The sequence below is a fragment of the Pseudomonas sp. NPDC098740 genome (assembly GCF_044760065.1).
GTDB classification, from domain to species: domain Bacteria; phylum Pseudomonadota; class Gammaproteobacteria; order Pseudomonadales; family Pseudomonadaceae; genus Aquipseudomonas; species Aquipseudomonas rossensis.
This window is the reverse complement of sequence record NZ_JBIWAM010000006.1, coordinates 178,241-200,075: the sequence shown is the minus strand read 5'-3', so window position 1 is coordinate 200,075 and position 21,835 is coordinate 178,241. Positions and strand designations below refer to the sequence as shown.

Here is a 21,835-nt window from a genome sequence, read left to right as displayed (position 1 = left end):
TAGGGCCTGCCATCAATTATTGCCTGCGCCGCGTTGCTGCCTGGAAGGGCCGGGCCCGCTGTTGTGCAGGGCTGCGTTGCTCGGAGCTTATTTGGAATGACCAAACTACGCTCCTTGCGCCTTGCCCTGCACAACAGCAGACCCGGCGCGGCACAGGCAATAATTGATGGCAGGCCCTGCAACCACCTCGGGAGTGCCGGTTTACATAGCAGGCCCCACAGGTAGAATGGCGCCCTTCCCTATTTCAGCCCGAGCGGACTTCATGGCGTTGCCGACCTTACGGATCATTAGTTTCATCATCGGCATCTTCCTGATCACGCTGGCCATCGCCATGGTCGTGCCCATGGCCACCCTGGTGATTTTCGACCGCACCAGCGACCTGCCATCGTTCCTCTGGGCGAGCATGATTACCTTCGTCGCGGGTTTGGCCCTGGTCATCCCCGGCCGTCCCGAACACATTCACCTGCGTCCGCGAGACATGTACCTGCTGACCGTCAGCAGTTGGGTGGTGGTGTGCATCTTCGCTGCGCTGCCGTTCCTGCTGACCCAGCGCATCAGCTACACCGACTCGTTCTTCGAAAGCATGTCCGGCATTACCGCCACCGGTGCGACGGTGCTCACGGGCCTGGACAACATGTCTCCCGGCATCCTGATGTGGCGCTCGTTGCTGCACTGGATCGGCGGCATCGGCTTTATCGGCATGGCGGTAGCGATTCTGCCACTGCTGCGTATCGGTGGCATGCGGCTGTTTCAGACCGAGTCGTCGGACCGTTCCGAAAAAGTCATGCCCCGTTCGCACATGGTGGCGCGTTTGATCGTTGCGGCCTACGTCGGCATCACCATTTTCGGCAGCCTGGCGTTCTGGTGGGCCGGTATGAGCCCGTTCGATGCGATCAACCACGCGATGTCGGCGATTTCCACCGGTGGTTTCTCAACGTCCGACCAGTCTTTGGCCAAGTGGCCGGAGCCTGCAGTGCATTGGGTCGCGATTGTCATCATGATTCTTGGTGCCCTGCCGTTCACCCTGTATGTAGCGACCTTGCGCGGTAACCGCAAAGCACTGATCAAGGATGAACAGGTTCAGGGGCTGCTCGGCATGTTGCTGGTGACCTGGCTGGTGCTCGGCACCTGGTATTGGTGGACCACCCAGCTGCATTGGCTGGAAGCCCTGCGACATGTGGCGCTGAACGTGACCTCGGTGGTCACGACTACAGGCTTCGCGTTGGGGGACTATAGCCTCTGGGGCAACTTCTCGCTGATGCTGTTCTTCTATCTGGGCTTTATCGGCGGCTGCTCAGGCTCAACCGCTGGCGGGATCAAGATTTTCCGCTTCCAGGTCGCGTACATCCTGCTCAAGGCCAACCTTAACCAGCTGATTCACCCGCGCGCGGTGATCAAGCAGAAGTACAACGGTCACCGCCTCGACGAAGAGATCGTGCGTTCGATTCTGACCTTTTCCTTCTTCTTCGCCATCACCATCTGTGTGATCGCGCTGCTGTTGTCGCTGCTCGGCGTGGACTGGATGACCGCCCTTACGGGGGCGGCCGCCACGGTGTCCGGTGTCGGTCCGGGACTGGGCGAGACGATTGGCCCGGCGGGCAACTTTGCCACCCTGCCGGACGCCGCCAAGTGGATTCTCTCGGTCGGCATGCTGCTGGGCCGACTCGAGATCATTACGGTGTTTGTTCTGTGTATTCCGGCGTTCTGGCGTCACTGACAGGAGCAGGCGTGCCCATTAGCCGCGTCCGGTACTCGCCGGGGGTGGCATCGAACCAGCGGCGGAAAGCACGGAAGAAGTTGCTCGGATCGGCGAACCCCAGCAGGTAGGCAATTTCCAGCAGGGTCATGGACGGCTGCGCCAGGTATTGCTCGGCCAGTTCACGTCGCGTGTCGTCCAGCAATGTCTGAAAACTCGTGCCCTCTTCTTGCAAGCGTCGCTGCAAGGTGCGTTGCGACAGGTGCAACGTCTGCGCCACGGTATCGCGCTTGGGTTCGCCCTGGGGCAGCAAACGGCATAGCACCTGCCGCGCCTTGTGGGTCACGCGACTCTCGGAAAACCGCGCCAGGTACTCACCGGCAAACCGGTCATGCAACAGCGCCATTGCCTCGTTGGCGGTAGGCAATGGTGCCTCCATGTCAGCGCGCTCGAAAATCAAGGCATCATAAGGCGCGTTGAACACCAAAGGTGCATGAAAGGCTTGTTTATAGGGTTCGAGATCGACGGGCTGATCACCCTGCACCAGCACCTTACGCGGTTGCAGGGTGCGTCCGGTCAACCAGCCGCACAGCGCCAGGGCACAGGCCAGTGACGCTTCGGCACTCTGCCGGGTCGGTGGCAGATGGTCGCCGTGGACCGTCAGAATCAGCGCGTAGCCTTCTTCCAACAATCGGAAACTCAGGTCGGCACTTTCCGCAATGATCCGCTGATAGCGCACCAGCCGTCGAAAGCCTTCAGCCAGGGTCTGGCTGGACATCAAGGCGTAGCCCGCCACATGGAAGGAGGCCGGTCGCACCACCTTGCCCATGTTCAGGCCAATCGCCGGGTTGCCGGACAGCTCAACCGCGCGCTGCCACAGTCGTGTCATGGAATCTTGCGGGAAGCGCGCGTCCGGATCATCCAGTGCCGCGTAGTCGAGCCCCAGCTGCTTGAACAGACCCCGGCAATCCAGGCCGTCCATCTCCAGTGCTTTGACAATCCCCATCGCCCAGCTAGCAGAAGTCGTTCGTTCGCTCATGTCGTCCACTTACATGATGAGCCGCATGCTACGGCCAATTTCCGAAGGATACTAAAGTGGCGCCTATTGTCACTGGCTGATGCCAATGATCACTCTAGACTCAAATAAGCTACCCGCAGAACAACTTGCAGTCAGAACAATAACCACAGAGATCGCAGTCGTGGAAAACATCAAACGTTTCAACAGCTTCGCTGAGTTCTACCCGTATTACCTCAGTGAACACAGCAACAGCACCTGCCGACGATTGCACTTTATCGGCACGACGCTGGTTATTTTCATCCTGGCCCTGACCATCGGCAAAGGCGCCTGGCTGCTGTTATGGGCCCTTCCGCTGGCGGGTTACAGCTTCGCCTGGGCCGGGCATTTCTTCTTCGAGAAGAACCGTCCCGCGACCTTTCAACACCCGTTTTACAGCCTGCTCGGCGATTTCGTCATGTACCGAGACATGATTCTGGGTCGCGTGCCGTTCTAGGCGCAATGAACCACAGGAGGACAGCCGATGAATGCCAACGCCCGTTTCACCCACATGCAGGACGGCACGCAGGAAGACTGGGCGATCATCGCCGCAGATTTCAGTGCCTATGCGAGGCAATTGCCGACTCGGATCGTGGCGCACCTGAAATTACTGGAGGGTGATTTTGGCGGCTTCCCGGTGGATCGTCTGACCCATTCCCTGCAAACCGCCAGCCGTGCCTGGCGCGATGGCCGGGATGAAGAATACGTGGTCTGCGCGCTGCTTCACGACATCGGCGACACCTTGGGTTCCTACAACCACCCGGACATCGCTGCGGCAATCCTCAAGCCGTTCGTCAGCGCCGAGAACCTGTGGATGGTCGAGAAACACGGAATTTTCCAGGGGTATTACTTCTTCCATCATCTAGGGATGGACCGGCATTTGCGCGAGCAATTCAGCGGGCATCCGCAGTATCAGGCGACCATTGAGTTTTGCGCCAAATATGACGCAGCGGGGTTTGATCCGGCGTATGACACCCTGCCGCTGAGTTTCTTTGAACCGATGATGGAACGGTTGTTTGCGCAGCCCAAGCACTCGATTTACAAGGCGGCGATGGAAGAACATGCGCCAGCCTGAAGATCCAAGGGGACCGCTGCGCGGTCCATCGCGGGCAAGCCCGCTCCCACAGAGGATGTGTGTACGACACAAGTCCAATGTGGGAGCGAGCTTGCTCGCGATGGGGCCAGACCAGACACCCTGATTTTTAGGCGGGCTCTGCGATTTTGACGGCTTTCAACTCAGCCTCCCGCGCCTGGGCATCCGCCAATCGATACAACTCGATCGATCCGTCCCAATGCTCGATCAGCGCAGTGCACGACTCCACCCAATCCCCGCAATTGAGGTAATCCACCCCGCCGACCTTGCGAATCTCGGCATGGTGAATGTGCCCGCACACCACGCCGTGCAACTCGCGCTTGACGCACTCGTGAGCGATGGCTTCTTCGAAATCGCTGATGAAGCTGACCGCGGTTTTGACCCTGTGCTTGAGGTACGCCGACAGCGACCAGTAACCGTAGCCATAGCGTGCGCGCCAATGGTTGAGCCAGCGGTTGAGGGTCAGGGTGAATTCGTAGGCCGAGTCGCCGAGAAAGGCCAGCCAGCGGTGATACCGCGTGATCACGTCAAACTGGTCGCCATGAATGACCAGAAGATGGCGACCATCGGCGGTCACGTGCACGGCTTCATCCACCAGTTGGATATTGCCCAGAATCAGCTTCGAATAGCGGCGCAGGAATTCGTCGTGGTTGCCGGTGACGTAGATCACCTCGGTGCCGCGCTTGCTCATGGTCAGCAAGCGGCGGATCACATTAGTGTGCGCCTGAGGCCAGTACATGCCGCCGCGCAGCTTCCAGCCATCGATGATGTCGCCGACCAGGTAGATCTTGTCCGCGTGATAGCCCTTGAGAAACTGCGACAGGTGCTCGGCCTGGCAATCCCGGGTGCCCAGATGCACGTCGGAAATCCACAAGGTCCGCACACGTTGCTTACGACTGGGTTTGGCGAGCTCGGCGCTGGTCATGGGCAACCCTCTGCAAAAGTTTTTGCAACTTTGCGCCGGTCGGGTTAATTGCCCATGACAGTGGCGAGTCAGTCCTGTGACACCGTCCCACGATTGCCCTCGGTGTAGACTGGCAGCCAAGCCCTGGAGACCTGCGATGAGACCGATCCTCACGCTACGCCAATACACTCATGACCTGATCGTCCATAGCCACGACCACGCGCAGCTGGTGTTCGGGCTGTCGGGTGCGCTGGATTTCGAGGTCGACGGGCGTGGCAGCCAGGTGGTACAGCAGAGTTTCGTGGTAGTGCCGTCCGGTTTCCATCACGCCTGCGGTAGCGCCAATGGCAGCCGTTGCCTGGTACTGGATGTGCCCAGCGACCAATGGGTTTCTCAGTCCCTGGGTGATCACGCCGAAGCCAGTCGTCGTTTACTCGACAACGCCGGTCGCCTGTCGCTGGATGCCGGGCAAAGCCAATTGGTCAGTTGGTTGGCGGGCAGTCAGGTCAGCGATCCACTGATCGCGCAACAAGGCGCGGTGTTGTTGCTGGCCAGCCTCAACAACGCCAAACCCGAAATCGTCGGCGGTCGGCGCCTGCCTTATGCAGCGCTGAATGCGCACATCGATCAGTACGCAGCCTATCCACTTCAAGTCGCCGATCTGGCGCGCGTCGCCGGTCTGTCCAGCGCTCGGCTGCATGTACGGTTCGTTGCTGAATGCGGGCAGACGCCGATGGATTACATCCGCAGTCGACGTTTGCACATGGCCGTGGGCTTGTTGCGGGATTCGGCGCTGCCGATCGGCGAGATTGCCAGTCGGGTCGGTTACAGTTCGCAGAGCGCCTTCGCGGCGGCGGTGTTGCGGGAGTTCGGTGCCTCACCCGGCAAATTGCGGCGCGAGGTTAGCGACAAAAGGCAATAGTTTGCCGACAGACACAACAGGGGTTTTCACGGTTCAATGCAGGAGCTGCCGAAGGCTGCTCCTACATCTTTGTTCGCTTGTTGTTAAGGATTGCAATGACTCCCCGTACCGCCCTTGGCGCCCTGCATATCGGCGCACTGATGTTCGGCTTGACCGGTGTGTTCGGCAAACTGGCTGCTGCCTCCCCCGCCATTATCGTTTTTGGTCGTGCCGCGTTCGCCGTGCTGGCGTTAGCCGTTTTTGCGCGGTTCGCCAGCACTACTCGCTGGCAGAAACTCGAGGCTGTGGACTGGCGCCGACTGTTGCTCAGCGGCTTACTGCTGGCCGGACACTGGGTGAGTTTTTTCATTGCAGTGAAGGTCGCAGGCGTGGCGATCGCGACCCTGGGTTTCGCCAGCTTCCCGGCGTTTACCGTGATCCTTGAAGGGTTGATTTTCCGCGAGCGAATTCGCGCCAACGAAATCCTGCTGGTGGTGCTGGTCAGTGTCGGGCTGGTGCTGGTCACCCCTGATTTCGATCTGGCCAGCGGCGCCACAATGGGTCTGCTGTGGGCGGTGGGCTCAGGTTTGCTGTTCTCTCTGCTTTCGCTGACCAACCGCGCCAGCTCCGGGCGAATCCCGGCGGTGCAGGCTGCGCTGTGTCAGAACGTGGTGGTCGCGTTGTGCCTGTTGCCGGTGGCGGCACCGCAGTTGAGCGAAGTGCGCGCCATCGACTGGCTGTGGATCGGTTTGCTCGGGGTGTTCTGCACCGGCGTCGCTCACAGTCTGTTTGTCGCCAGCCTGGCAGTGATCAAGGCGCGGACCGCGGCAGTGGTTTTCGCCATGGAGCCGATTTACGGCATCACCGTGGCCTGGCTGCTGTTTGATGAAAACCCGACACTGCGCATGCTGCTCGGTGGCGCGTTGATCATCGTGGCGATCGTCGTCTCCAGCCAACTCTCGGGCGGCTCAAGCAAGAAGACCGTTGCGGCCGAAGCCGCCTCTCACTGAGTGCGGTCGTTGTGCCCCAGATCGCGGTCCGGATCAATTTGATCGCGGACCCGCTGCTTCAGCACTTTGGCCTCAGGGAAACCGCCATCAGCCTTGCGCTCCCAGATCTGAACGTCGTCACAGAAAATGTGAAATACCCCACCGGTGCCGGGCACCAGCGACACTTTGCCCAGATCGTCACCGAAGGTGCTGAGCAGTTCCTGGGCCAGCCAGGCAGCACGCAACAGCCACTGGCATTGCGTGCAATACGTGATGATGATTTCCGGTTTGCGTGCAGTCATGATTGACGAAACTCCTGAGCCAGAGGGCGCCGCTATGATAGCCCGGCGAGCAGATTCCGGGCGGTCTGCTTCAGCGGCTCGTTACCTTCCTTGAGCAACTCGTTGAGCAGTTCGATGGCGCTGTCCACATCGCCGTCATCAATGCAGGTCTGGGCTTGTTCGAGTTTGTCGGCGCTGCTCGGCTCGGCCGGTTCCAGGTTCAGCGGTTCCAGTTCCAGCGACCGGCCGGGGTCGCCGAACTCGTTGAGAAAGGCGTCATCCAGAGACTGCGAATCAGGCTCGGCGACCCATTCAAGTTCGGGCTCGTCCAGCGTCGAGTCGTCGGGCATTTCAAACACCTCGGGCAAGACGTGCAGGTTCGAGACAAACGGCGGCTCGACCGGCGCGGATTCGCTCGATGGCTTCACGGCGGACGGCGAGCCCTCAAAAGGGCTGATCAAATCCCAACTCGAATCCATCGACAGGTCATCCAGGTTCAACTGGAATTCATCCCTGGGCGCTGTTTCGGGTATCGCAGCCTTGGAGAGAGTGATTGGCGCTGCGACGGTCAACGCTACCGCACTGCTCAATTTCGGGTGTCGGGTGCGAATATTCTGAAGTTCTTGCAGGTCGTATCCGGCGTCACGCAGGTTGTTTTCCTGTAGTTCATAGGCGGGTACGTCACCCTGTTTACCCAAGACTTCCAACAGCTGAACGGCAAGATCCGTGCGTTGCGGCTCCTTGATCAGCGCCTCTCGCAACAAACCGGCCGCTTCGGAAAAACGGCCATAGGCCAGATAGATGCCCACCCCTTCAAGCACATCGCCTGCGGGCGACTCGTCACCCGATTCAGTTGCCGGTTGCAACTCTGAAGATTGGGCAACCGGTTCTGCAGTGCGATTGAGCGCCGGTTCATGCCGTGACGGCAAAACAGGTAAAGCGTCGGGCAATGCCTGAACCTGTTGTCGTTGACGCCGCACGAACAACCCTAGCAACACCAGAACCACCACCGCCAGCAACCCGACGATCAGCCCCCAGTGGGTGGCCTCAGCCTCTTCAACAATAGCCGGAGCGGGAGCTACAACGGTGGGTGCAACCGGCTCCACCGCTGCGGTCTTGATTTCCGCCAATTGGGTTTGCAGTTCAGTCACCTGCTTTTTCTGACCGGCGACCAGTTCCTCCTGGGCCTGAAGCTTCGCAGTCAATTCATCGATGATTGCTTGCAGCTGCTGGTTTTGCAGCACGCTGGCGGCCAGTTGTTCGGCAACGGGATCACTCACAGGCGCGGCAGCAGGTTGATCGACGCGAGGAACAGGGGGCTTTTTGCCCTTCGCTGCAGGTGGTTGCGCAACGGCCGGCTCAACCGTCGGGAATCCAGAGGACTGAACGTCGGTCACCGGTTCGTCAGTGACGGGAACAATCCCCGGTGAACCCGGCGGATCGATCAGCACCGTGTACTCGCGCAGCACGCGCCCATTGGGCTGATTGAGCTGCACCAGGAAATTCAGGAAAGGTTCATTGACCGGTTTGCTGGAGCTCACCCGGATCAGGCTGCGGTTGCCGCGCAGGATCGGCGTGAATTTCAGATTATTGAGAAAGAACACTCGATCAATGCCGGCGCGGCTGAACTCGTCCGCTGTTGCAAGGCTGACCGAGAGTTCACCCTCCTCCAGACCTGCGGCATCTTCGAGTGCAATGTCGGCGCGCAATGGCTGATTCAGCGCTGAATGCAGGGTGATATCACCCAAGCCCAACGCGGGCGCCAATGCCGAGTAAGTGACAGCACCACCGACCAGAAGCAGCCTGGCGCAACACCGCAAAACCATGTGCCAACTCTCGAGCATGAGCATCCCTTAGATAACCAGAACCATCTTGTACGCGTTCGCACATCCGGTACGAACACGATATTGCCAAGTAGTTCTTTATAGTCTGCCCAACGGGGTATCTCAAAAGTCCTGGGTGCGTTTATGCCTCAAGATTTTTCCAGGTTGGCCAGAATGTGCCCGTGGACACGCATGCAGACCTTCAAGTCCGCCTCATCGACGCCGTCGAACAATTCGTGGCGCAGTTGGGTGGCAATGGTTTCAATTTGTTCGATCAAGGGAAGGGCCGGGGCACAGAGGACGATTTTCTTCGCCCGGCGGTCTTCCAGCACCGATTGACGTTGCACCAGTCCCTGGCCTTCGAGGCTGTCGAGCAGTCGGGCCAACGTCGGCCCTTCAACGCCGACGCTTTGCGCCAGTTCACGTTGGGTCGGGGCATCCTCGAAACGCGCCAGGTGCAGCAGCACCAGCCAGCGCGCCTGGGACAGACCCAGGCCAGCCAGACGGCGGTCCAGTTCGGCACGCCAGCCGCGCGACATCTGGGCCAGTTGCATGCCAAAGCGGTGTTGGTCGGTTAACGGCATAAAACACTCATGATTAGACTGAAATAAGGAAAAACTAATTATTAGTCAGCTAAGCATGACCCTTGGCCAGAGGCAAGGCTTGCTCTGTACTGAATCGTTACATCTATGTGGCAGATCACCTAAATCTCGAATTCGGATTGCAGCGCCGCCCGAACACAGTACAAAACGCCTTCCGGCACTCTCCCGGCGAACAGGGCGGCAATCTCCGACACAGGCGGTAATTCGCCCTCGCCGTCGAGGAACGAGTCCTGGATTTCGCCCATCAACTCTTCGGGCAGATCCAGCGCCTGCTCCAGTGACAACTGCTGCTTGCCAATCGCTTCGGCGAGCAGGGTGTAGACGTTCTTTTCCGAGCATTGCAGCTGACCGGCGATCTGCAACGGTGTCATTCCGGCTCGGGCCAGGGTGATCAGTTCGTGGCGCAGGTCGGCCACCACTTTCGGCGCCTCGACTTGCCCGCCGAGGACTTCGAGGAAGGCCTCGCCGTAACGCTCCAGCTTGCGCGCGCCAACGCCGCTGACCGTGGCCATTTCCGACAGCGAGGTCGGCTGACTGCGGAGCATTTCCAGCAGTGTCGAGTCGGGGAAGATGACGTACGGCGGCACGCCATGCTCTTCGGCGAGTTTTCGACGCAGGGCGCGCAAGGCTTCCCACTGTTCGCGCTCTTCGCCGCGAACCAGTTGGCTCGCCTGGCTTTTGCTGCTTTTGGCCGTGGTTTGCGGCTTGAGGTCGCGACGCAGCTCCAGGGTTACTTCGCCCTTGAGCAGCGGTCGACAGGTGTCGCTCAAGCGCAGGCCGCCGTAGCCTTCGAGGTCTATGTCCGCCAGACCGCGGGCAACCAGCTGACGGAACAAGGAGCGCCATTCGCTCTCTCCCATCGCCTTGCCGACACCAAATACCGACAGATGCTGATGGCCGAAGCTGCGGACCTTTTCGTTGTCCTTGCCCAGCAATACATCGACCAAATGCCCGACCCCGTAGCGCTGGCCGGTGCGGTAGATCGCCGAAAGCGCCTGACGGGCCGGCTCGGTGGCGTCCCAGGTCTGCACGCCATCGACGCAGTTGTCGCAATGGCCGCACGGCTCGGGCATGTCTTCGTCGAAATAGGCCAGCAGCGTCTGGCGACGGCAGCGGGTTTCTTCGCAGAGCGAGAGCATGGCGTCGAGCTTGTGCTGCTCCAGACGCTTGTGGCGCTCGTCGCCCTCGGAGTTCTGCAACATCTGCTTGAGCATCACCACATCTTGCAGGCCGTAGGCCATCCAGGCGTCTGCCGGCAGTCCGTCACGGCCGCCGCGACCGGTTTCCTGGTAGTAAGCCTCAAGGGATTTTGGCAAGTCGAGGTGAGCGACAAAACGCACGTTGGGCTTGTCGATGCCCATGCCGAACGCCACGGTGGCGACCATGATCAGGCCTTCCTCATTGAGGAAGCGCTTCTGGTGGTGAGCCCGGGTATCGTTGGGCAAACCGGCGTGGTACGGCAGTGCCGGGAAGCCTTGTTCGCTGAGAAACACCGCCACTTCGTCGACTTTCTTGCGCGACAGGCAATAGACGATGCCGGCATCGCTGCGCCGTTCGGCAAGGAACGCCAGCAACTGCTTGCGCGGCTGCTCTTTGGGCACGATGCGATAGAAGATGTTGGGGCGGTCGAAACTCGACAGGAAACGCTCGGCATCCTGAAGATGAAGGCGGTCGACGATTTCTTCCCGGGTACGCTTGTCGGCAGTAGCGGTCAGGGCAATACGCGGAACGTTGGGGAACAATTCCGCCAACTGGCCCAATTGCAGGTATTCGCGGCGGAAGTCGTGGCCCCATTGGGACACGCAGTGGGCTTCGTCGATGGCGAACAGGGAAATTTCAAGACTTTGCAGGAAAGCCAGCATCCGAGGCTGAACCAGACGCTCAGGCGCGAGATAAAGCATTTTCACTTCACCGCGCTTGATCCGTGCCGCCAGATCGCGCTGCTGCTCGGCGCTGAGCGTGGAGTTCAATGCCGCCGCGGCGACGCCCAGCTCTTCGAGGGTGGCGACCTGGTCGTCCATCAGGGCGATCAGCGGCGACACCACCACCGCCAGGCCTTCGCGCAACAGCGCCGGCACCTGGAAGCACAAGGACTTGCCGCCACCGGTAGGCATCAGCACCAGGGCGTCGCCGCCACTGGCCACGCGCTCAATGATTGCACCCTGACGGCCACGGAAACTGTCGTAGCCGAAGATGTCCTTGAGGACGCGTTGAGCCTGTTCGAGCATAGAAACTCCAAAAATCACAAAAACATCCCTGCAAGGCTGGTTCAGAACCACGAAGGCTGCACCGACAAATCGTAAGTGCGCATTGCATGACGCTTTACATTTCAGCCGCGACGCCAGCAGGGCATCACAAAACGCGCGAGTATACCCGACGCCTGTCCGGCAAAGGGCGCCGCTGATAAGAGGCTTGTGGGCGCAAATATGCCGCGCGGCTGGCCCAAGCGCTCAAGAAGGCCTAGAATTCCCGCATCTGTTTAATTCCCAAGGTAGCCCTTTAATGTCCTTCGCTGAGCAACTAACCCGCCTGCAAGTCTTCCTCGACGCCGACGAACTGCATGACGAGGCGCTGGACTACGTGGCCGCCCACGGCTACCTCACTGCGCTGTCGATCTGTTCCGAAACCGTTCCCGACCGTGAATGGATCGACGCCCTCTTCGCCGAAGAGCCGCATTACGCCGACGACACCGAGCGTGAAGCGATTGAATCCACCCTATTGGCCCTCAAGGCTCACATCGCTCGCCAACTGGCGTCCGATGAAGAGTTCGAGCTGCCCTGCGACCTGGACCTGGGCGAAGAGCCGGATGACTCCGACCTGCGCGGCTGGTGCATCGGTTTCATGGAAGGTGTGTTCCTGCGCGAAGCAGCCTGGTTCGAAACCGCCGAAGACGAAGTCAGCGAAATGCTGCTGCCGATCATGGTCGGTTCGGGTCTGTTCGACGAACAGCCTGAGTTCGAAGACATCGCCAAAGACGCCAACCTGATGGACGACATGATCGTGCAGATCCCGGAAGCCCTGACCGCGCTGTACCTGCTGTGCCAGGCGCCAGACGAAAAACCGGCGATCCTCAAGCCTCGTCACCACTAAGGTTTTGCCTATGGACAACCCCATAGGCAACCGCTCCCTGATGTTGCGTTACGTGCTGCTGGCCATTGGCTGGCTGAGCGTAGCGCTGGGGGTGATCGGGATTTTCCTGCCAGTGTTACCCACCACCCCCTTCCTGCTGCTGGCGGCCGCCTGCTTCGCCCGCAGTTCGCCGCGTTTCTATCATTGGCTGGTTGAACATCCGCGGCTTGGGCCGTGGGTTCGCGATTACCTGAGCGGCAACGGCATCCCGCTCAAAGGCAAGGTCTACGCCATCGGCCTGATGTGGGCGAGCATCCTGCTCTCCTGCTATCTGGTGCCCCTGCCGTGGGCGCGGGGGTTCATGCTGACCAGCGCCGTGCTGGTGACCCTCTACATCCTCAAACAGAAAACCCTGCAAAAGCGTTGATGTTCAAGCGCACTCGGTAAAGATCGCAGCCTTCGGCAGCTCCTACATAGGATGGCGTACACCCTGTAGGAGCTGCCGAAGGCTGCGATCTTTTGCTTTGTAGGCCGACGATCAACCCTCCCTTTCAAAAAACACCGCCTAGACTTCAGGCATCTGCACCCGAGCGGCCAGACATGTCCCGCAGTCCGCGTAGTCCAGGATGGTCAACGCTCCGACTTCGGTTCGGCGGATGGCTGTTGCTGATCACTTTTCTGTTGACCGGGCTGGGCAGTGTCGGGGCCAACTGGAGTTTTACGCAGATTCTGCAAACCGCCGAAGATCGCTACGGCACCCTCGGCCCGGGACGGGGAAGGATCGAGGCCTGGAGTCAGATGCTGCAAAGCGAAGTCAACGCCCCCGAGCGCGAGCAACTGAACGCAGTCAATCGCTTCTTCAATCAGCAACTGAGCTTTCTGGACGACACCCGTATCTGGCGTCAGACCGATTACTGGGCCACGCCCGTCGAATCCCTGATCAAGGGTTCCGCTGATTGCGAGGACTACGCACTGGCGAAATACTTCAGCCTGCGCCACCTTGGAATTCCCAGCGAAAAACTACGCATCACCTACGTTAAAGCCCTGACCCAGAACCAGGCGCACATGGTGCTGACTTTCTACAACAGCCCCACGGCCGATCCGCTGGTGCTGGACAACTTGATCGGCGAGGTCCGCCCCGCCTCCCAACGCAAAGACTTGCTGCCGGTGTACGCCTTCAACGCAGAAGGCCTGTACTTGCCGGGAGCCAATGGCGGCAAACGCAGCAGCGACTCGAAAAAACTGTCGCGCTGGCAGGACGTACTAAAAAAGATGCAGGCCGAAGGGTTCGCCGTGGGCGACGGCTAGCCACCTGAGCAAGGAGCGATTTATGTCACTGCGTAAACAGTTGTTTCTCGCCATCTGCCTGTTCTTGCTGGTGGCATTCAGCGGCAGTTTTTTTGTCAGCCTGGAAAGCTCTCGCGACCAGATGCTCGGCCAGTTGCGCTCCCACGCCCAGGACGCCGCCACTGCGTTGGGTTTATCGTTGACGGCGCAAATCGATGACCCGGCCATGATCGAATTGATGGTCAGCTCGATTTTCGACAGCGGTTATTTCAGCAGCATTCGAATCATCAACATCGAGGATGCCCAGGTGCTGGTGGAGCGCAGTGCGCCGGGGCAAATCGAGGGCGTTCCCGCCTGGTTTGTGAACCTGGTCAACCTGCACCCACCCGGTGGCGAAGCGCTGATCATGCGCGGCTGGGTACAGGCGGCACGGGTCGAAGTGTTGAGCAATCCGCAGTTCGCCCTGGCCAAACTCTGGGACAGCACCCTCGGCAGCCTGATCTGGTTACTGGTGTGCGGCCTGCTCAGTGCCGTGTTTGGTGGCTGGTTGCTGCGCCGGCAATTTCGTCCACTCGACACAATGGTCAAACAGGCCGAAGCCATCAGCAAACGCGAGTTCCTCAGCCTGCCGAAACTGCCGCGCACACCGGAGTTGAAACGCGTGGTATTGGCCATGAACCAGATGGTCGAGAAGCTCAAGGCGCTGTTCGCCGAAGAGGTCGCACGCAGTGAAAAACTGCGGGTCGAGTCCTATCAGGACAGCCTTACAGGCCTGGCCAATCGACGCTTGCTGGATGAAGAGTTGGCCGACGAGTTGCTGGTCTCCGAGCAGAGCAGCGACGGCCATTTGCTGATGCTGCGAATCAACGATCTGGTCGGTCTCAACCAACGCTTGGGCGGCCAGCGCACCGATGCGCTGATCAGCTCCGTCGGTGAATTGCTCAAGCGTCTGACCCAGCCACCGGAACGTCGCACCTGGCTAGCCGCGCGCAATCGTGGCGGTGAATTCAGCCTGTTGACGCCAGGCCTGGACAGCACCGACGCCGCACGCCTGGCCTGCGAAATCAGCACCACCCTGGAAAACCTGCGCCTGACCGGCGCCAGCGACTCCATGCCGGTGGCGCATTTGGGGATCGCCCCTTACCACCCCGGTGAGCCAGCCAGTGACGTGCTGCTGCGACTGGATCAGGCGTTGACCGAAGCCCGGCAACATCCCGAGCGCCCGTGGGTCCACGTGGCCGATTCCATCACCGCGCCGAACCCGTCCCAAAACGACTGGCAAACCTGGATCGACGACGCCCTGAACCAAGGCAAGATGCAACTGTATTTCCAGCCGGTGGTGCAATGCGCCGACACCAGCCAAGTGCTGCATCACAAAGTCCTCGGGCGCCTGCTCGACCCGCAGGGCGAGGCCATTGCCGCCGGGCACTTCCTGCCGTGGATCGATCGACTCGGCTGGTCGGCCCGGTTTGACTTGGCCATGCTCGAAGCCACCCTCGACTACCTCATCGTCAATCGTTGGCCCCTGGCGCTAAGCCTGTCCGGCAGCACCCTGCGCGATCCAGCGCAGCTGCAACACATCCTCGCCATGCTCGAATCGCTGCCCGAACTCGCGCCGTTGCTGATTCTGGAAATCGACGAGCGCCAACTGCCACCTCAGGAAGAACTGCAACGCCTGAGCCACAGCCTGCTCAACACCGGTTACCGCATCGGTCTGCAGCATTTCGGCGGCAGCTTCGGCCAGATCGGCAACCTGACTCAACTGGGGCTGGCTTACTTGAAAATCGACGGTGCGTACATCCGTCACATTGATGAGCAGAGTGATAAAAAGCTGTTCATCGAGGCTATTTTTCGGGCGACCAACAGCATTGATTTGCCGTTGATTGCGGAGATGGTTGAGACGCAGGGGGAGTTGGAGGTGATTCGGGAGCTGGGGTTGTTTGGGGTGATGGGAAGGTTGATTGGGCCGCCGGAGCCGATGTGAGGGGCATGACCGTTCGTCTTAAACCTGCCTTGACCTGTCATATTTGACAGTAGGCAAATCACCCGACATCAGGTGTCATGACGCTCATCGTCGCCCTTGCTTCTAACTCGTGGGCGCCTTGAGCAGGGAGTGAGGTCATGACAGCTGCAGAGATTCTCAGGTTGGATCTGGTCAGGATTGAGGGCATGGAAACCACCGTGCCTGAAGGGATCAACGCGCATTGCGGCATCCCGATTCTCGCAAAGACCGACTCCGGATACGCCGCGATTGTGGACCCTTTTACCGGTAGCCAGCAGGGCCAGACCATCACTTTGTATGTGAACAAGCTGAAGGTCGATTTCCACACCTACCTGAACCCTGGAGATGAACACAAACCCGCCACGCTCAAAATCTCCGCCGACTATCTTCGCGAAGGCCGGAACCTAATCCACTACACCATCACCAACGGTTCGCAGAACATCGGCACCTCTGACGACCTGCCGGCATGGTTTCACCGGGAAGGCCCGGGGGGGCGGGACGACCAGCCGGGCGATGGCGTGAATTCGCAATTGATGATCGAGGTCGAGGACGCCGCCAAGTACGGCGTAGGGTCGGAGCTGGCGAAACGCGGGGTCTGGTTTTACGTGTTTTATCCGTTGATGAGGGCGTTCGACACGATCCTGTTCAATTGCAACGGTCATGTCATCGAACACAGTGTGAGCGTCGAAGAAGCGGCGCAAACGTCCTACCAGAATCCGCTACCGATTCTGGTGAATCATGCCGCTCTTGTCGCCGCCGGCGACGGGACGGGAGTTCCCTTCTCCTATACGGTCAAGGACTGGATCGGCAACGGTCCTGCCCCAGAACCGTATTCGGTGAGTATCCCGCTGTGGATGAACCTCAAAGGTGACTGGTTCGACAAACCCGTCCTCAGCCCCCAGCACGGGCCTGACACCATCGACCTGGGTGAACTCAATGGTCAACCAGTGGTCGCCAAGGTACATATCCGCACGCCATGGGCCACAGGCGACACACTGGAACTGACCTGCACCTACCGGAACGCGGAGGGCAAGGACGTAACTTTTGTGACGGCAAAGGAGGTGAAAATTGTCCCGGACTTTCCCGAGTTGTCACTGGACAATAGCTACTTTGCCGCCGCAAGTGGTTGGCAGATATGGGTGTACTACAAGCAATTGAGAAATGGCCGGGAACTGGGACGCTCTTACTCAACCCCTGTCATGGTGACAGGCAATGCACAGATTGAGCTGAAGGCACCGTTTCTGGTGGCACCGGCCAAGAACCCGATTGAATCGTCTCTTTATCCGGAAGGGGTGAAGGTGCGAGTCGAACACCTGACCGCTCAAGAGGGCGACGAAGCGCGGTTGGAGGCGCTCAATGCACTTCCAGGCACACCGGAGTTTGCGACGGTCAAGTTGAACCAGAACAAACGCGCCAACTTCACGCTAAGCCCCGAGTTGCTCAGGGCACATCAGGGCAGAAACCTCAGACTGCGCTGGGTGCTGATCCGCAAAGGATCGCTGACGCCCTCACCCGAGTTGCGGCTCAGGATTTCGGCCCCGGTAGTGACCCTGACCTTTGATAATGACCCCTACACACTCGCCCCGGCAGGCCGGTTTACAGTCAGGCTGGCGCTGGCGAAGAATGGCGTGGATCTACCTGACGAAACCGTCGAACTGTCCTTGCCAAAAGATTTTACTTTCAGCGACAACGTCGGGGGCAGCCGCCGCTTCGTCACCGACAAAGATGGAAAGATCACTGTAAACGGGGTGAAGGGGCACACGGTGCCCGGCGCTTATTCCTTGACTGCTCTGCATGGAAACCAGACCGTGACTGGCGTTGCGACCGTCACACCACAGACATCCGCGGGGACCATCCCGGGAATTCCCTACCCTTACAACATCGCAATTAGTCCCGACGGCACCCGAGCCTATGTCGTCAGTTCTTCACATCCTGCTAACTATGGTGCACTCACGGTGGTTGATACCTCCACTCACCAAGTGATGGGCTCCATCGCACTAGGGAGAAATGTGTTCGGTGTTGCAGTCAGTCCGGATAACAGCCGCGTCTATATCACCCGGGGTGGCGCTGATTCTCTTAACCAGGTTTTGACCGTAGTCGATACCACCAGCCTCGACATTATTCGCAATGTCTCGTTCTCGGGTTTTGCTCCATTTGGCGTTGCGATAAGCCCGGATGGCTCTCGTGCCTATATTTGTGGTGGCACTTATCCTTTTACCGGTTTCCCCAACAGCAGGCTGACGGTAGTCGAAACGGCTCGCTTCGAGACTCTCCAGACCTTGGTGCTTCAAAACAATGCAAGTGAAGTTACCGTCAGCCCGGACGGTAGTCGTGTCTATGCCGCCAACGCGAATGGCAATGGCACTGTCGGCAGCAACGGCGGGACGGTCTCGGTGATTGATACGAGTACTTACTCAGTGATCAGCAACATTGGGGTTGGGTCCAATCCGCACGGCATAGTGGTCAGCCGGGACGGCAATCGCATCTATACCGTCAGGACAGACGGCAGCCTGCTCGTGGTGATCGATGCCATTACCCATGCAGTCATTCACAACATCCCAATCGGATTTGGCGCGTGGCAATTGGCACTCAGTCCGGATGGCAAGTCGCTCTGTGCTAGTGAGTGGTTTAGCGGCAAGGCCGTCGTGATAGTCGATACCACGACCTTTAACGTCCGTCGCATCCCGGGCGGCCTCAACTCCACAGGTGTAGCCTTCAGCTCGGACAGCACTCGCGTCTATATCTGCAATTACTTTGACAACAATGTTTGGGTAGTTGGGAATTAAAGAAGCAGACCACGATAAGTCCAGAACCAGCAGTTTGGAACGACGGATGGGGATTGGTGAGCTGGCGGTGAATCGGAGGCTGGATAACGTCGATTCGCAGGGCTAGCGCGATGTGAGACTTGCCTGTGGCATTTCAGGAGGCAAGTTTTGCGGTGGTCTGTCGGGCTTCTTCGCGAACGGGCTCGCTCCCCTGCTGATTCTGGAAATCGACGAACGCCAACTGCCGTCTCAGGAAGAACTGCAACGCCTGAGCCACAGCCTGCTCAACACCGGTTACCGCATCGGTTTGCAGCATTTCGGCGGCAGCTTCGGCCAGATCGGCAACCTGACTCAACTGGGGCTGGCTTACTTGAAAATCGACGGTGCGTACATCCGTCACATTGATGAGCAGAGTGATAAAAGGTTGTTCATCGAGGCTATTTTTCGGGCAACCAACAGCAATGATTTGCCGTTGATTGCGGAGATGGTGGAGACCAAGGGGGAGTTGGAGGTGATCCGGGAGTTGGGGTTGTTTGGGGTGATGGGACGTTTGATTGGGCCGCCGGAGCCGATGTGAGGGGCATGACCGTTCGTCTTAAACCTGCCTTGACCTGTCATATATGACAGTAGTCAGCCTGTCCTTGCCGGGTGTCTGATACCGCATCACTCCCCCATTTCCGCCTTTTCAGGCAAGGAAACCTCCCATGACCGTCGATCTAACCGAAGCGCTCGAAAACACTGTGCTGGTGCTGTATGCACCGAGGCTTCCCGAGGCCACAGTTCCAGTCGTGGGTGCACATGCAGGTGTGCCATTGCGGATTTATGACCTGGCCCCCATGGGGGCCACTGTTGCGGTTGATCCGTATCTGGGACAGCAACCGGGTGACACCGTCACCCTCAATCTCAACGGCCAACCCGGCATCGACAGCCAGCAGACGACGTCCGATATCAGCACCACCACCCTGTACATTCCGAAAAAGCTGCTGCTTCCCGACATCACCAACCGCCTCACATATTCAGTGACTCGCAACAGCCAGAACATAGGCACTTCCCAGCCACCACTGGAGTTGTTGTACAACGCCATCCGGCCTGGTGATCAAGACACTAATCCGGGAGAAGACGGCCACTCGCGGCTGGACTTGTTGCTGCCCGATGCAATCAAGCATGGCGTCGGCCCGGACTTCCCCGTCGCGGGTGCTCAAGTGTGCGTGTCTTACCCGTATTGCCGGGCTTACGACCGCATTCGCCTGAACTGCAATGGCCACGATGTATTCCACACGGTCACCACGCTGCAAGCCCCAAAACCGGGTTCGGATGAACCGGTCACGGTGTGTTTCACACTGACGCGCGCCGATCTGGAAAATGCCAAGGACCATCCTCAGTTCAAGTTTTCCTACACCGTCACCGACCAGCTCGGCAATGGCCCGGACACCGACTCGCCCTGGTCTGCAACGCAATTCGTCGACGTGGACCTGACCGGTAGTCGTCTACCGACGCCCATCCTGCGGGAAATCCAGAACGACCCGACGGACGAACCGGGCATCATTGACCTGGAAAAACTGGGTAGGAATTCGCTGTTGCTGATCATCTTGACCAGCGACCATCGCTTCCTGCCGGGCGACACCCTCAATGCGACCTACACCGCGACAGTCACCGGCCAGCCCGACGTGGTGGTGGCGGTGTCCGGTATCGTGGAAGCGGACGAATTCGGGCAGAAGAAACCTTGCGTTCTGCAAGTGGCCAACGACCAGGTGATTGCCAGCAGCGTGGTGACAGCGACGTATCAGTTGCTCAGAAATGGCACTGTGCAGGGCAGTTCAAGAGTGGCCTCGGCACAGGTCATCGGTGAGGGGTTGCCGGATCTGAAACCTCCAAGGTTGCAGAAGTCCGTCAATGGCTTACTCGACCCGCTGAACGCCGCCAATCTGCAAGGTGCCAACGGTCAAGTGGAGGTGCTGGGTTATCGCAAGGGCGACACCGTACAACTCATTGTCGAAGGCGCCCCCGGTGCGGGCTCTCCGGCCTTTACCGCCAGACCGCTTAACGCCAATAGCCGCGCCAACTTCGCGCTGACCAAGGCTTTTATCGCGGCGAACATGGGTAAACAGGTCAAGCTCAGTTATCTGCTGATCCGCGACGGCAAACCGCTGCCGCCGTCACCGATCTTGACGGCTTCCGTAGGCACGATCCCGGATGGCCATCCGAGTCTTCCGACTCCGGCCATCGACCGCGCGCCAGGTAGCGAACTGGACATCACCCAACTGCAGGACATGGATCAGCTTCGGGTAGGCGAATGGCCGCATCAGGTGCTGGGGCAGAACGTCTGGTTGCGGTATGAAGGGGTTGATGCCGATGGCGGCGCTACTTTTTATGAGGATCTCAAGGGTGAACATCACAACATATTGCCAGGCTTGATCAGGCCTATACCGATAGCGTGGTTAAAAACGCTTAAGGATGGCAGTGAAATGACCCTTACCTTTCGAGTGAACTTTAACGGTGTGCTCGATGCACAGACTGCCACAAAGTTTCCGAACAAGATCTACAGGGTCAAAAACCTCGAGCTAATGCAACCGATCATCACGATTATTAATGATCTCCAAGGTGTACCAGTAAACCGTAATGAGAGAACCACTGATAGTGTCTTGACAGTGAAGGGGGCCGGGAGCATCAAACAAGAAATTGAAATTTTAAACAATGGCGCTCTAATTGCTACAGTAGATACCGACGTTAATGGTCAATGGGAACGTTCGGTTACGCTACCGTTAGGCACTTGTAATCTCACGGCCAGAGGTAACTATGGAGATAAACCAGTCTCGGTCCCACCTTATACCGTTATCGTAGGAACTAAAGTCTTCAGCGAAAACTTTCAAAGCGCTCCATTGTATAAAATCAGCCGTGGCGGATCTTTCGACCTTCAAAGCATGAGAGTGACACTGGTCAATGGCAATGACTCCTGCGGAATATTTGACACATCCGCCAGTAGAGCTCTCGGACTATGCCATGCAGTCGAGTCGGGATATCAACTGGTTCGCTTAAAATTCTGGAGTAACTATTCGCGTATTTCATTTCATCTGATATATGTTCACAGACCCATCACCATTGTCTATCTGGACGGTTTTGACAAGCCAGTTTCACAAATAACGTACAACCCCACTGATTTCGGTTCTTTTAGTTTTCCAGCGCCCCCAGGACGTCATATCCGATCGATGGAGTGTCACGCGTACGATTATTTGTTTATGGATAATTTTTCCTTCGGTGCCTTGTAATTATCTGAAAAAAGAGAATGGACTATTTAATTTGAACAGCCCGCTCAACACCGGTTACCGCATGGGTCTGCAGCATTTCGGCGGCAGTTTTTCGGCCAGGAGG

Annotated in this window: 17 protein-coding genes and 1 pseudogene; 12 read left to right on the top strand and 6 right to left on the bottom strand. The window is 58.6% G+C overall.

The genetic code is table 11. The features are described 5' to 3' along the window. Positions 1 to 262 precede the first annotated feature (262 nt). Positions 263 to 1,717: a TrkH family potassium uptake protein gene (locus tag ACIQU2_RS10050; protein ID WP_347803912.1), complete on the top strand. Its 1,455-nt coding sequence runs from the start codon at positions 263 to 265 to the stop codon at positions 1,715 to 1,717. Here the strand turns inward: ACIQU2_RS10050 and ACIQU2_RS10045 are convergent. Then, on the bottom strand, positions 1,674 to 2,735 hold the full coding sequence (locus ACIQU2_RS10045; protein WP_403140281.1) for an AraC family transcriptional regulator: 1,062 nt from the start codon (positions 2,733 to 2,735) through the stop codon (positions 1,674 to 1,676). The genes ACIQU2_RS10050 and ACIQU2_RS10045 overlap by 44 nt on opposite strands. Positions 2,736 to 2,895: 160 nt before the next feature. Here ACIQU2_RS10045 and ACIQU2_RS10040 point away from each other — a divergent pair, with 160 nt between their 5' ends. Both ACIQU2_RS10040 and ACIQU2_RS10035 read left to right on the top strand, forming a co-directional pair. Continuing rightward, on the top strand, positions 2,896 to 3,207 hold the full coding sequence (locus ACIQU2_RS10040; protein ID WP_008156143.1) for an Mpo1-like protein: 312 nt from the start codon (positions 2,896 to 2,898) through the stop codon (positions 3,205 to 3,207). Positions 3,208 to 3,234: 27 nt separating this feature from the next. Beyond that, entirely contained in the window at positions 3,235 to 3,825 is a 591-nt protein-coding gene (locus ACIQU2_RS10035) for a phosphohydrolase (protein WP_347803910.1), read from the top strand. 127 nt (positions 3,826 to 3,952) lie between these two features. Here ACIQU2_RS10035 and ACIQU2_RS10030 read toward each other — a convergent pair whose 3' ends face one another. After that, entirely contained in the window at positions 3,953 to 4,768 is an 816-nt protein-coding gene (locus ACIQU2_RS10030; RefSeq protein ID WP_347803909.1) for a UDP-2,3-diacylglucosamine diphosphatase, read from the bottom strand. Between the two features lie 136 nt (positions 4,769 to 4,904). On the opposite strand from ACIQU2_RS10030, the gene ACIQU2_RS10025 reads away from it, so the two are divergent. Further along, positions 4,905 to 5,669, top strand: coding sequence for an AraC family transcriptional regulator (locus tag ACIQU2_RS10025; protein WP_347803908.1), 765 nt, complete (start codon positions 4,905 to 4,907; stop codon positions 5,667 to 5,669). 95 nt (positions 5,670 to 5,764) lie between these two features. Beyond that, positions 5,765 to 6,658: a DMT family transporter gene (locus tag ACIQU2_RS10020; RefSeq protein ID WP_347803907.1), complete on the top strand. Its 894-nt coding sequence runs from the start codon at positions 5,765 to 5,767 to the stop codon at positions 6,656 to 6,658. On the opposite strand, the gene ACIQU2_RS10015 is transcribed toward ACIQU2_RS10020, so the two are convergent. From ACIQU2_RS10015 to recQ, 4 genes are all read right to left on the bottom strand, one after another. Beyond that, a complete protein-coding gene (locus tag ACIQU2_RS10015) occupies positions 6,652 to 6,939 on the bottom strand; it encodes a SelT/SelW/SelH family protein (protein ID WP_033055915.1) in 288 nt (95 codons plus the stop codon). The two genes, ACIQU2_RS10020 and ACIQU2_RS10015, sit on opposite strands and share 7 nt — an antisense overlap. Positions 6,940 to 6,971: 32 nt before the next feature. Further along, a complete protein-coding gene (locus ACIQU2_RS10010) occupies positions 6,972 to 8,762 on the bottom strand; it encodes a FimV/HubP family polar landmark protein (RefSeq protein WP_403140279.1) in 1,791 nt (596 codons plus the stop codon). A 128-nt stretch (positions 8,763 to 8,890) separates the two neighbouring features. Next, on the bottom strand, positions 8,891 to 9,325 hold the full coding sequence (locus ACIQU2_RS10005) for a MarR family transcriptional regulator (RefSeq protein WP_347803904.1): 435 nt from the start codon (positions 9,323 to 9,325) through the stop codon (positions 8,891 to 8,893). A gap of 119 nt (positions 9,326 to 9,444) precedes the next feature. Beyond that, positions 9,445 to 11,571 (bottom strand): DNA helicase RecQ, encoded by a 2,127-nt coding sequence (gene recQ, locus ACIQU2_RS10000; protein ID WP_403140277.1) that lies wholly within the window; start codon positions 11,569 to 11,571, stop codon positions 9,445 to 9,447. A 274-nt stretch (positions 11,572 to 11,845) separates the two neighbouring features. Here recQ and ACIQU2_RS09995 point away from each other — a divergent pair, with 274 nt between their 5' ends. From ACIQU2_RS09995 to ACIQU2_RS09965, 7 genes and pseudogenes are all read left to right on the top strand, one after another. Then, complete coding sequence (locus tag ACIQU2_RS09995; protein WP_008156162.1) at positions 11,846 to 12,433, top strand: YecA family protein; 588 nt, start codon at positions 11,846 to 11,848, stop codon at positions 12,431 to 12,433. A gap of 10 nt (positions 12,434 to 12,443) precedes the next feature. Beyond that, complete coding sequence (locus ACIQU2_RS09990) at positions 12,444 to 12,839, top strand: YbaN family protein (RefSeq protein WP_403140275.1); 396 nt, start codon at positions 12,444 to 12,446, stop codon at positions 12,837 to 12,839. Positions 12,840 to 13,012: 173 nt separating this feature from the next. Continuing rightward, the gene (gene lapG, locus ACIQU2_RS09985; RefSeq protein WP_403140273.1) at positions 13,013 to 13,720 is read left to right on the top strand and encodes a cysteine protease LapG; all 708 of its coding nucleotides are present in this window, start codon (positions 13,013 to 13,015) and stop codon (positions 13,718 to 13,720) included. Between the two features lie 22 nt (positions 13,721 to 13,742). Next, positions 13,743 to 15,683, top strand: coding sequence for a cyclic di-GMP receptor LapD (lapD, locus tag ACIQU2_RS09980; RefSeq protein WP_403140271.1), 1,941 nt, complete (start codon positions 13,743 to 13,745; stop codon positions 15,681 to 15,683). A 185-nt stretch (positions 15,684 to 15,868) separates the two neighbouring features. Next, a complete protein-coding gene (locus ACIQU2_RS09975) occupies positions 15,869 to 18,487 on the top strand; it encodes a YncE family protein (protein WP_403140269.1) in 2,619 nt (872 codons plus the stop codon). Positions 18,488 to 18,668: 181 nt separating this feature from the next. Further along, positions 18,669 to 19,043, top strand: a pseudogene (locus tag ACIQU2_RS09970) (EAL domain-containing protein); the annotation flags it as partial. A 127-nt stretch (positions 19,044 to 19,170) separates the two neighbouring features. Continuing rightward, on the top strand, positions 19,171 to 21,732 hold the full coding sequence (locus ACIQU2_RS09965) for a hypothetical protein (RefSeq protein ID WP_403140267.1): 2,562 nt from the start codon (positions 19,171 to 19,173) through the stop codon (positions 21,730 to 21,732). The last annotated feature ends 103 nt before the right edge of the window (positions 21,733 to 21,835 follow it).

What these genes read in the sequence shown, in the direction of transcription:
- ACIQU2_RS10050 (WP_347803912.1), top strand. Translation starts at nt 263, where the DNA reads ATGGCGTTGCCGACCTTACGGATCATTAGTTTCATCATCGGCATCTTC.
- ACIQU2_RS10045 (WP_403140281.1), bottom strand. Translation starts at nt 2,735, where the DNA reads ATGAGCGAACGAACGACTTCTGCTAGCTGGGCGATGGGGATTGTCAAA.
- ACIQU2_RS10035 (WP_347803910.1), top strand. Translation starts at nt 3,235, where the DNA reads ATGAATGCCAACGCCCGTTTCACCCACATGCAGGACGGCACGCAGGAA.
- ACIQU2_RS10030 (WP_347803909.1), bottom strand. Translation starts at nt 4,768, where the DNA reads ATGACCAGCGCCGAGCTCGCCAAACCCAGTCGTAAGCAACGTGTGCGG.
- ACIQU2_RS10025 (WP_347803908.1), top strand. Translation starts at nt 4,905, where the DNA reads ATGAGACCGATCCTCACGCTACGCCAATACACTCATGACCTGATCGTC.
- ACIQU2_RS10020 (WP_347803907.1), top strand. Translation starts at nt 5,765, where the DNA reads ATGACTCCCCGTACCGCCCTTGGCGCCCTGCATATCGGCGCACTGATG.
- ACIQU2_RS10015 (WP_033055915.1), bottom strand. Translation starts at nt 6,939, where the DNA reads ATGACTGCACGCAAACCGGAAATCATCATCACGTATTGCACGCAATGC.
- ACIQU2_RS10010 (WP_403140279.1), bottom strand. Translation starts at nt 8,762, where the DNA reads ATGCTCGAGAGTTGGCACATGGTTTTGCGGTGTTGCGCCAGGCTGCTT.
- ACIQU2_RS10005 (WP_347803904.1), bottom strand. Translation starts at nt 9,325, where the DNA reads ATGCCGTTAACCGACCAACACCGCTTTGGCATGCAACTGGCCCAGATG.
- recQ (WP_403140277.1), bottom strand. Translation starts at nt 11,571, where the DNA reads ATGCTCGAACAGGCTCAACGCGTCCTCAAGGACATCTTCGGCTACGAC.
- ACIQU2_RS09995 (WP_008156162.1), top strand. Translation starts at nt 11,846, where the DNA reads ATGTCCTTCGCTGAGCAACTAACCCGCCTGCAAGTCTTCCTCGACGCC.
- ACIQU2_RS09990 (WP_403140275.1), top strand. Translation starts at nt 12,444, where the DNA reads ATGGACAACCCCATAGGCAACCGCTCCCTGATGTTGCGTTACGTGCTG.
- lapG (WP_403140273.1), top strand. Translation starts at nt 13,013, where the DNA reads ATGTCCCGCAGTCCGCGTAGTCCAGGATGGTCAACGCTCCGACTTCGG.
- lapD (WP_403140271.1), top strand. Translation starts at nt 13,743, where the DNA reads ATGTCACTGCGTAAACAGTTGTTTCTCGCCATCTGCCTGTTCTTGCTG.
- ACIQU2_RS09975 (WP_403140269.1), top strand. Translation starts at nt 15,869, where the DNA reads ATGGAAACCACCGTGCCTGAAGGGATCAACGCGCATTGCGGCATCCCG.
- ACIQU2_RS09965 (WP_403140267.1), top strand. Translation starts at nt 19,171, where the DNA reads ATGACCGTCGATCTAACCGAAGCGCTCGAAAACACTGTGCTGGTGCTG.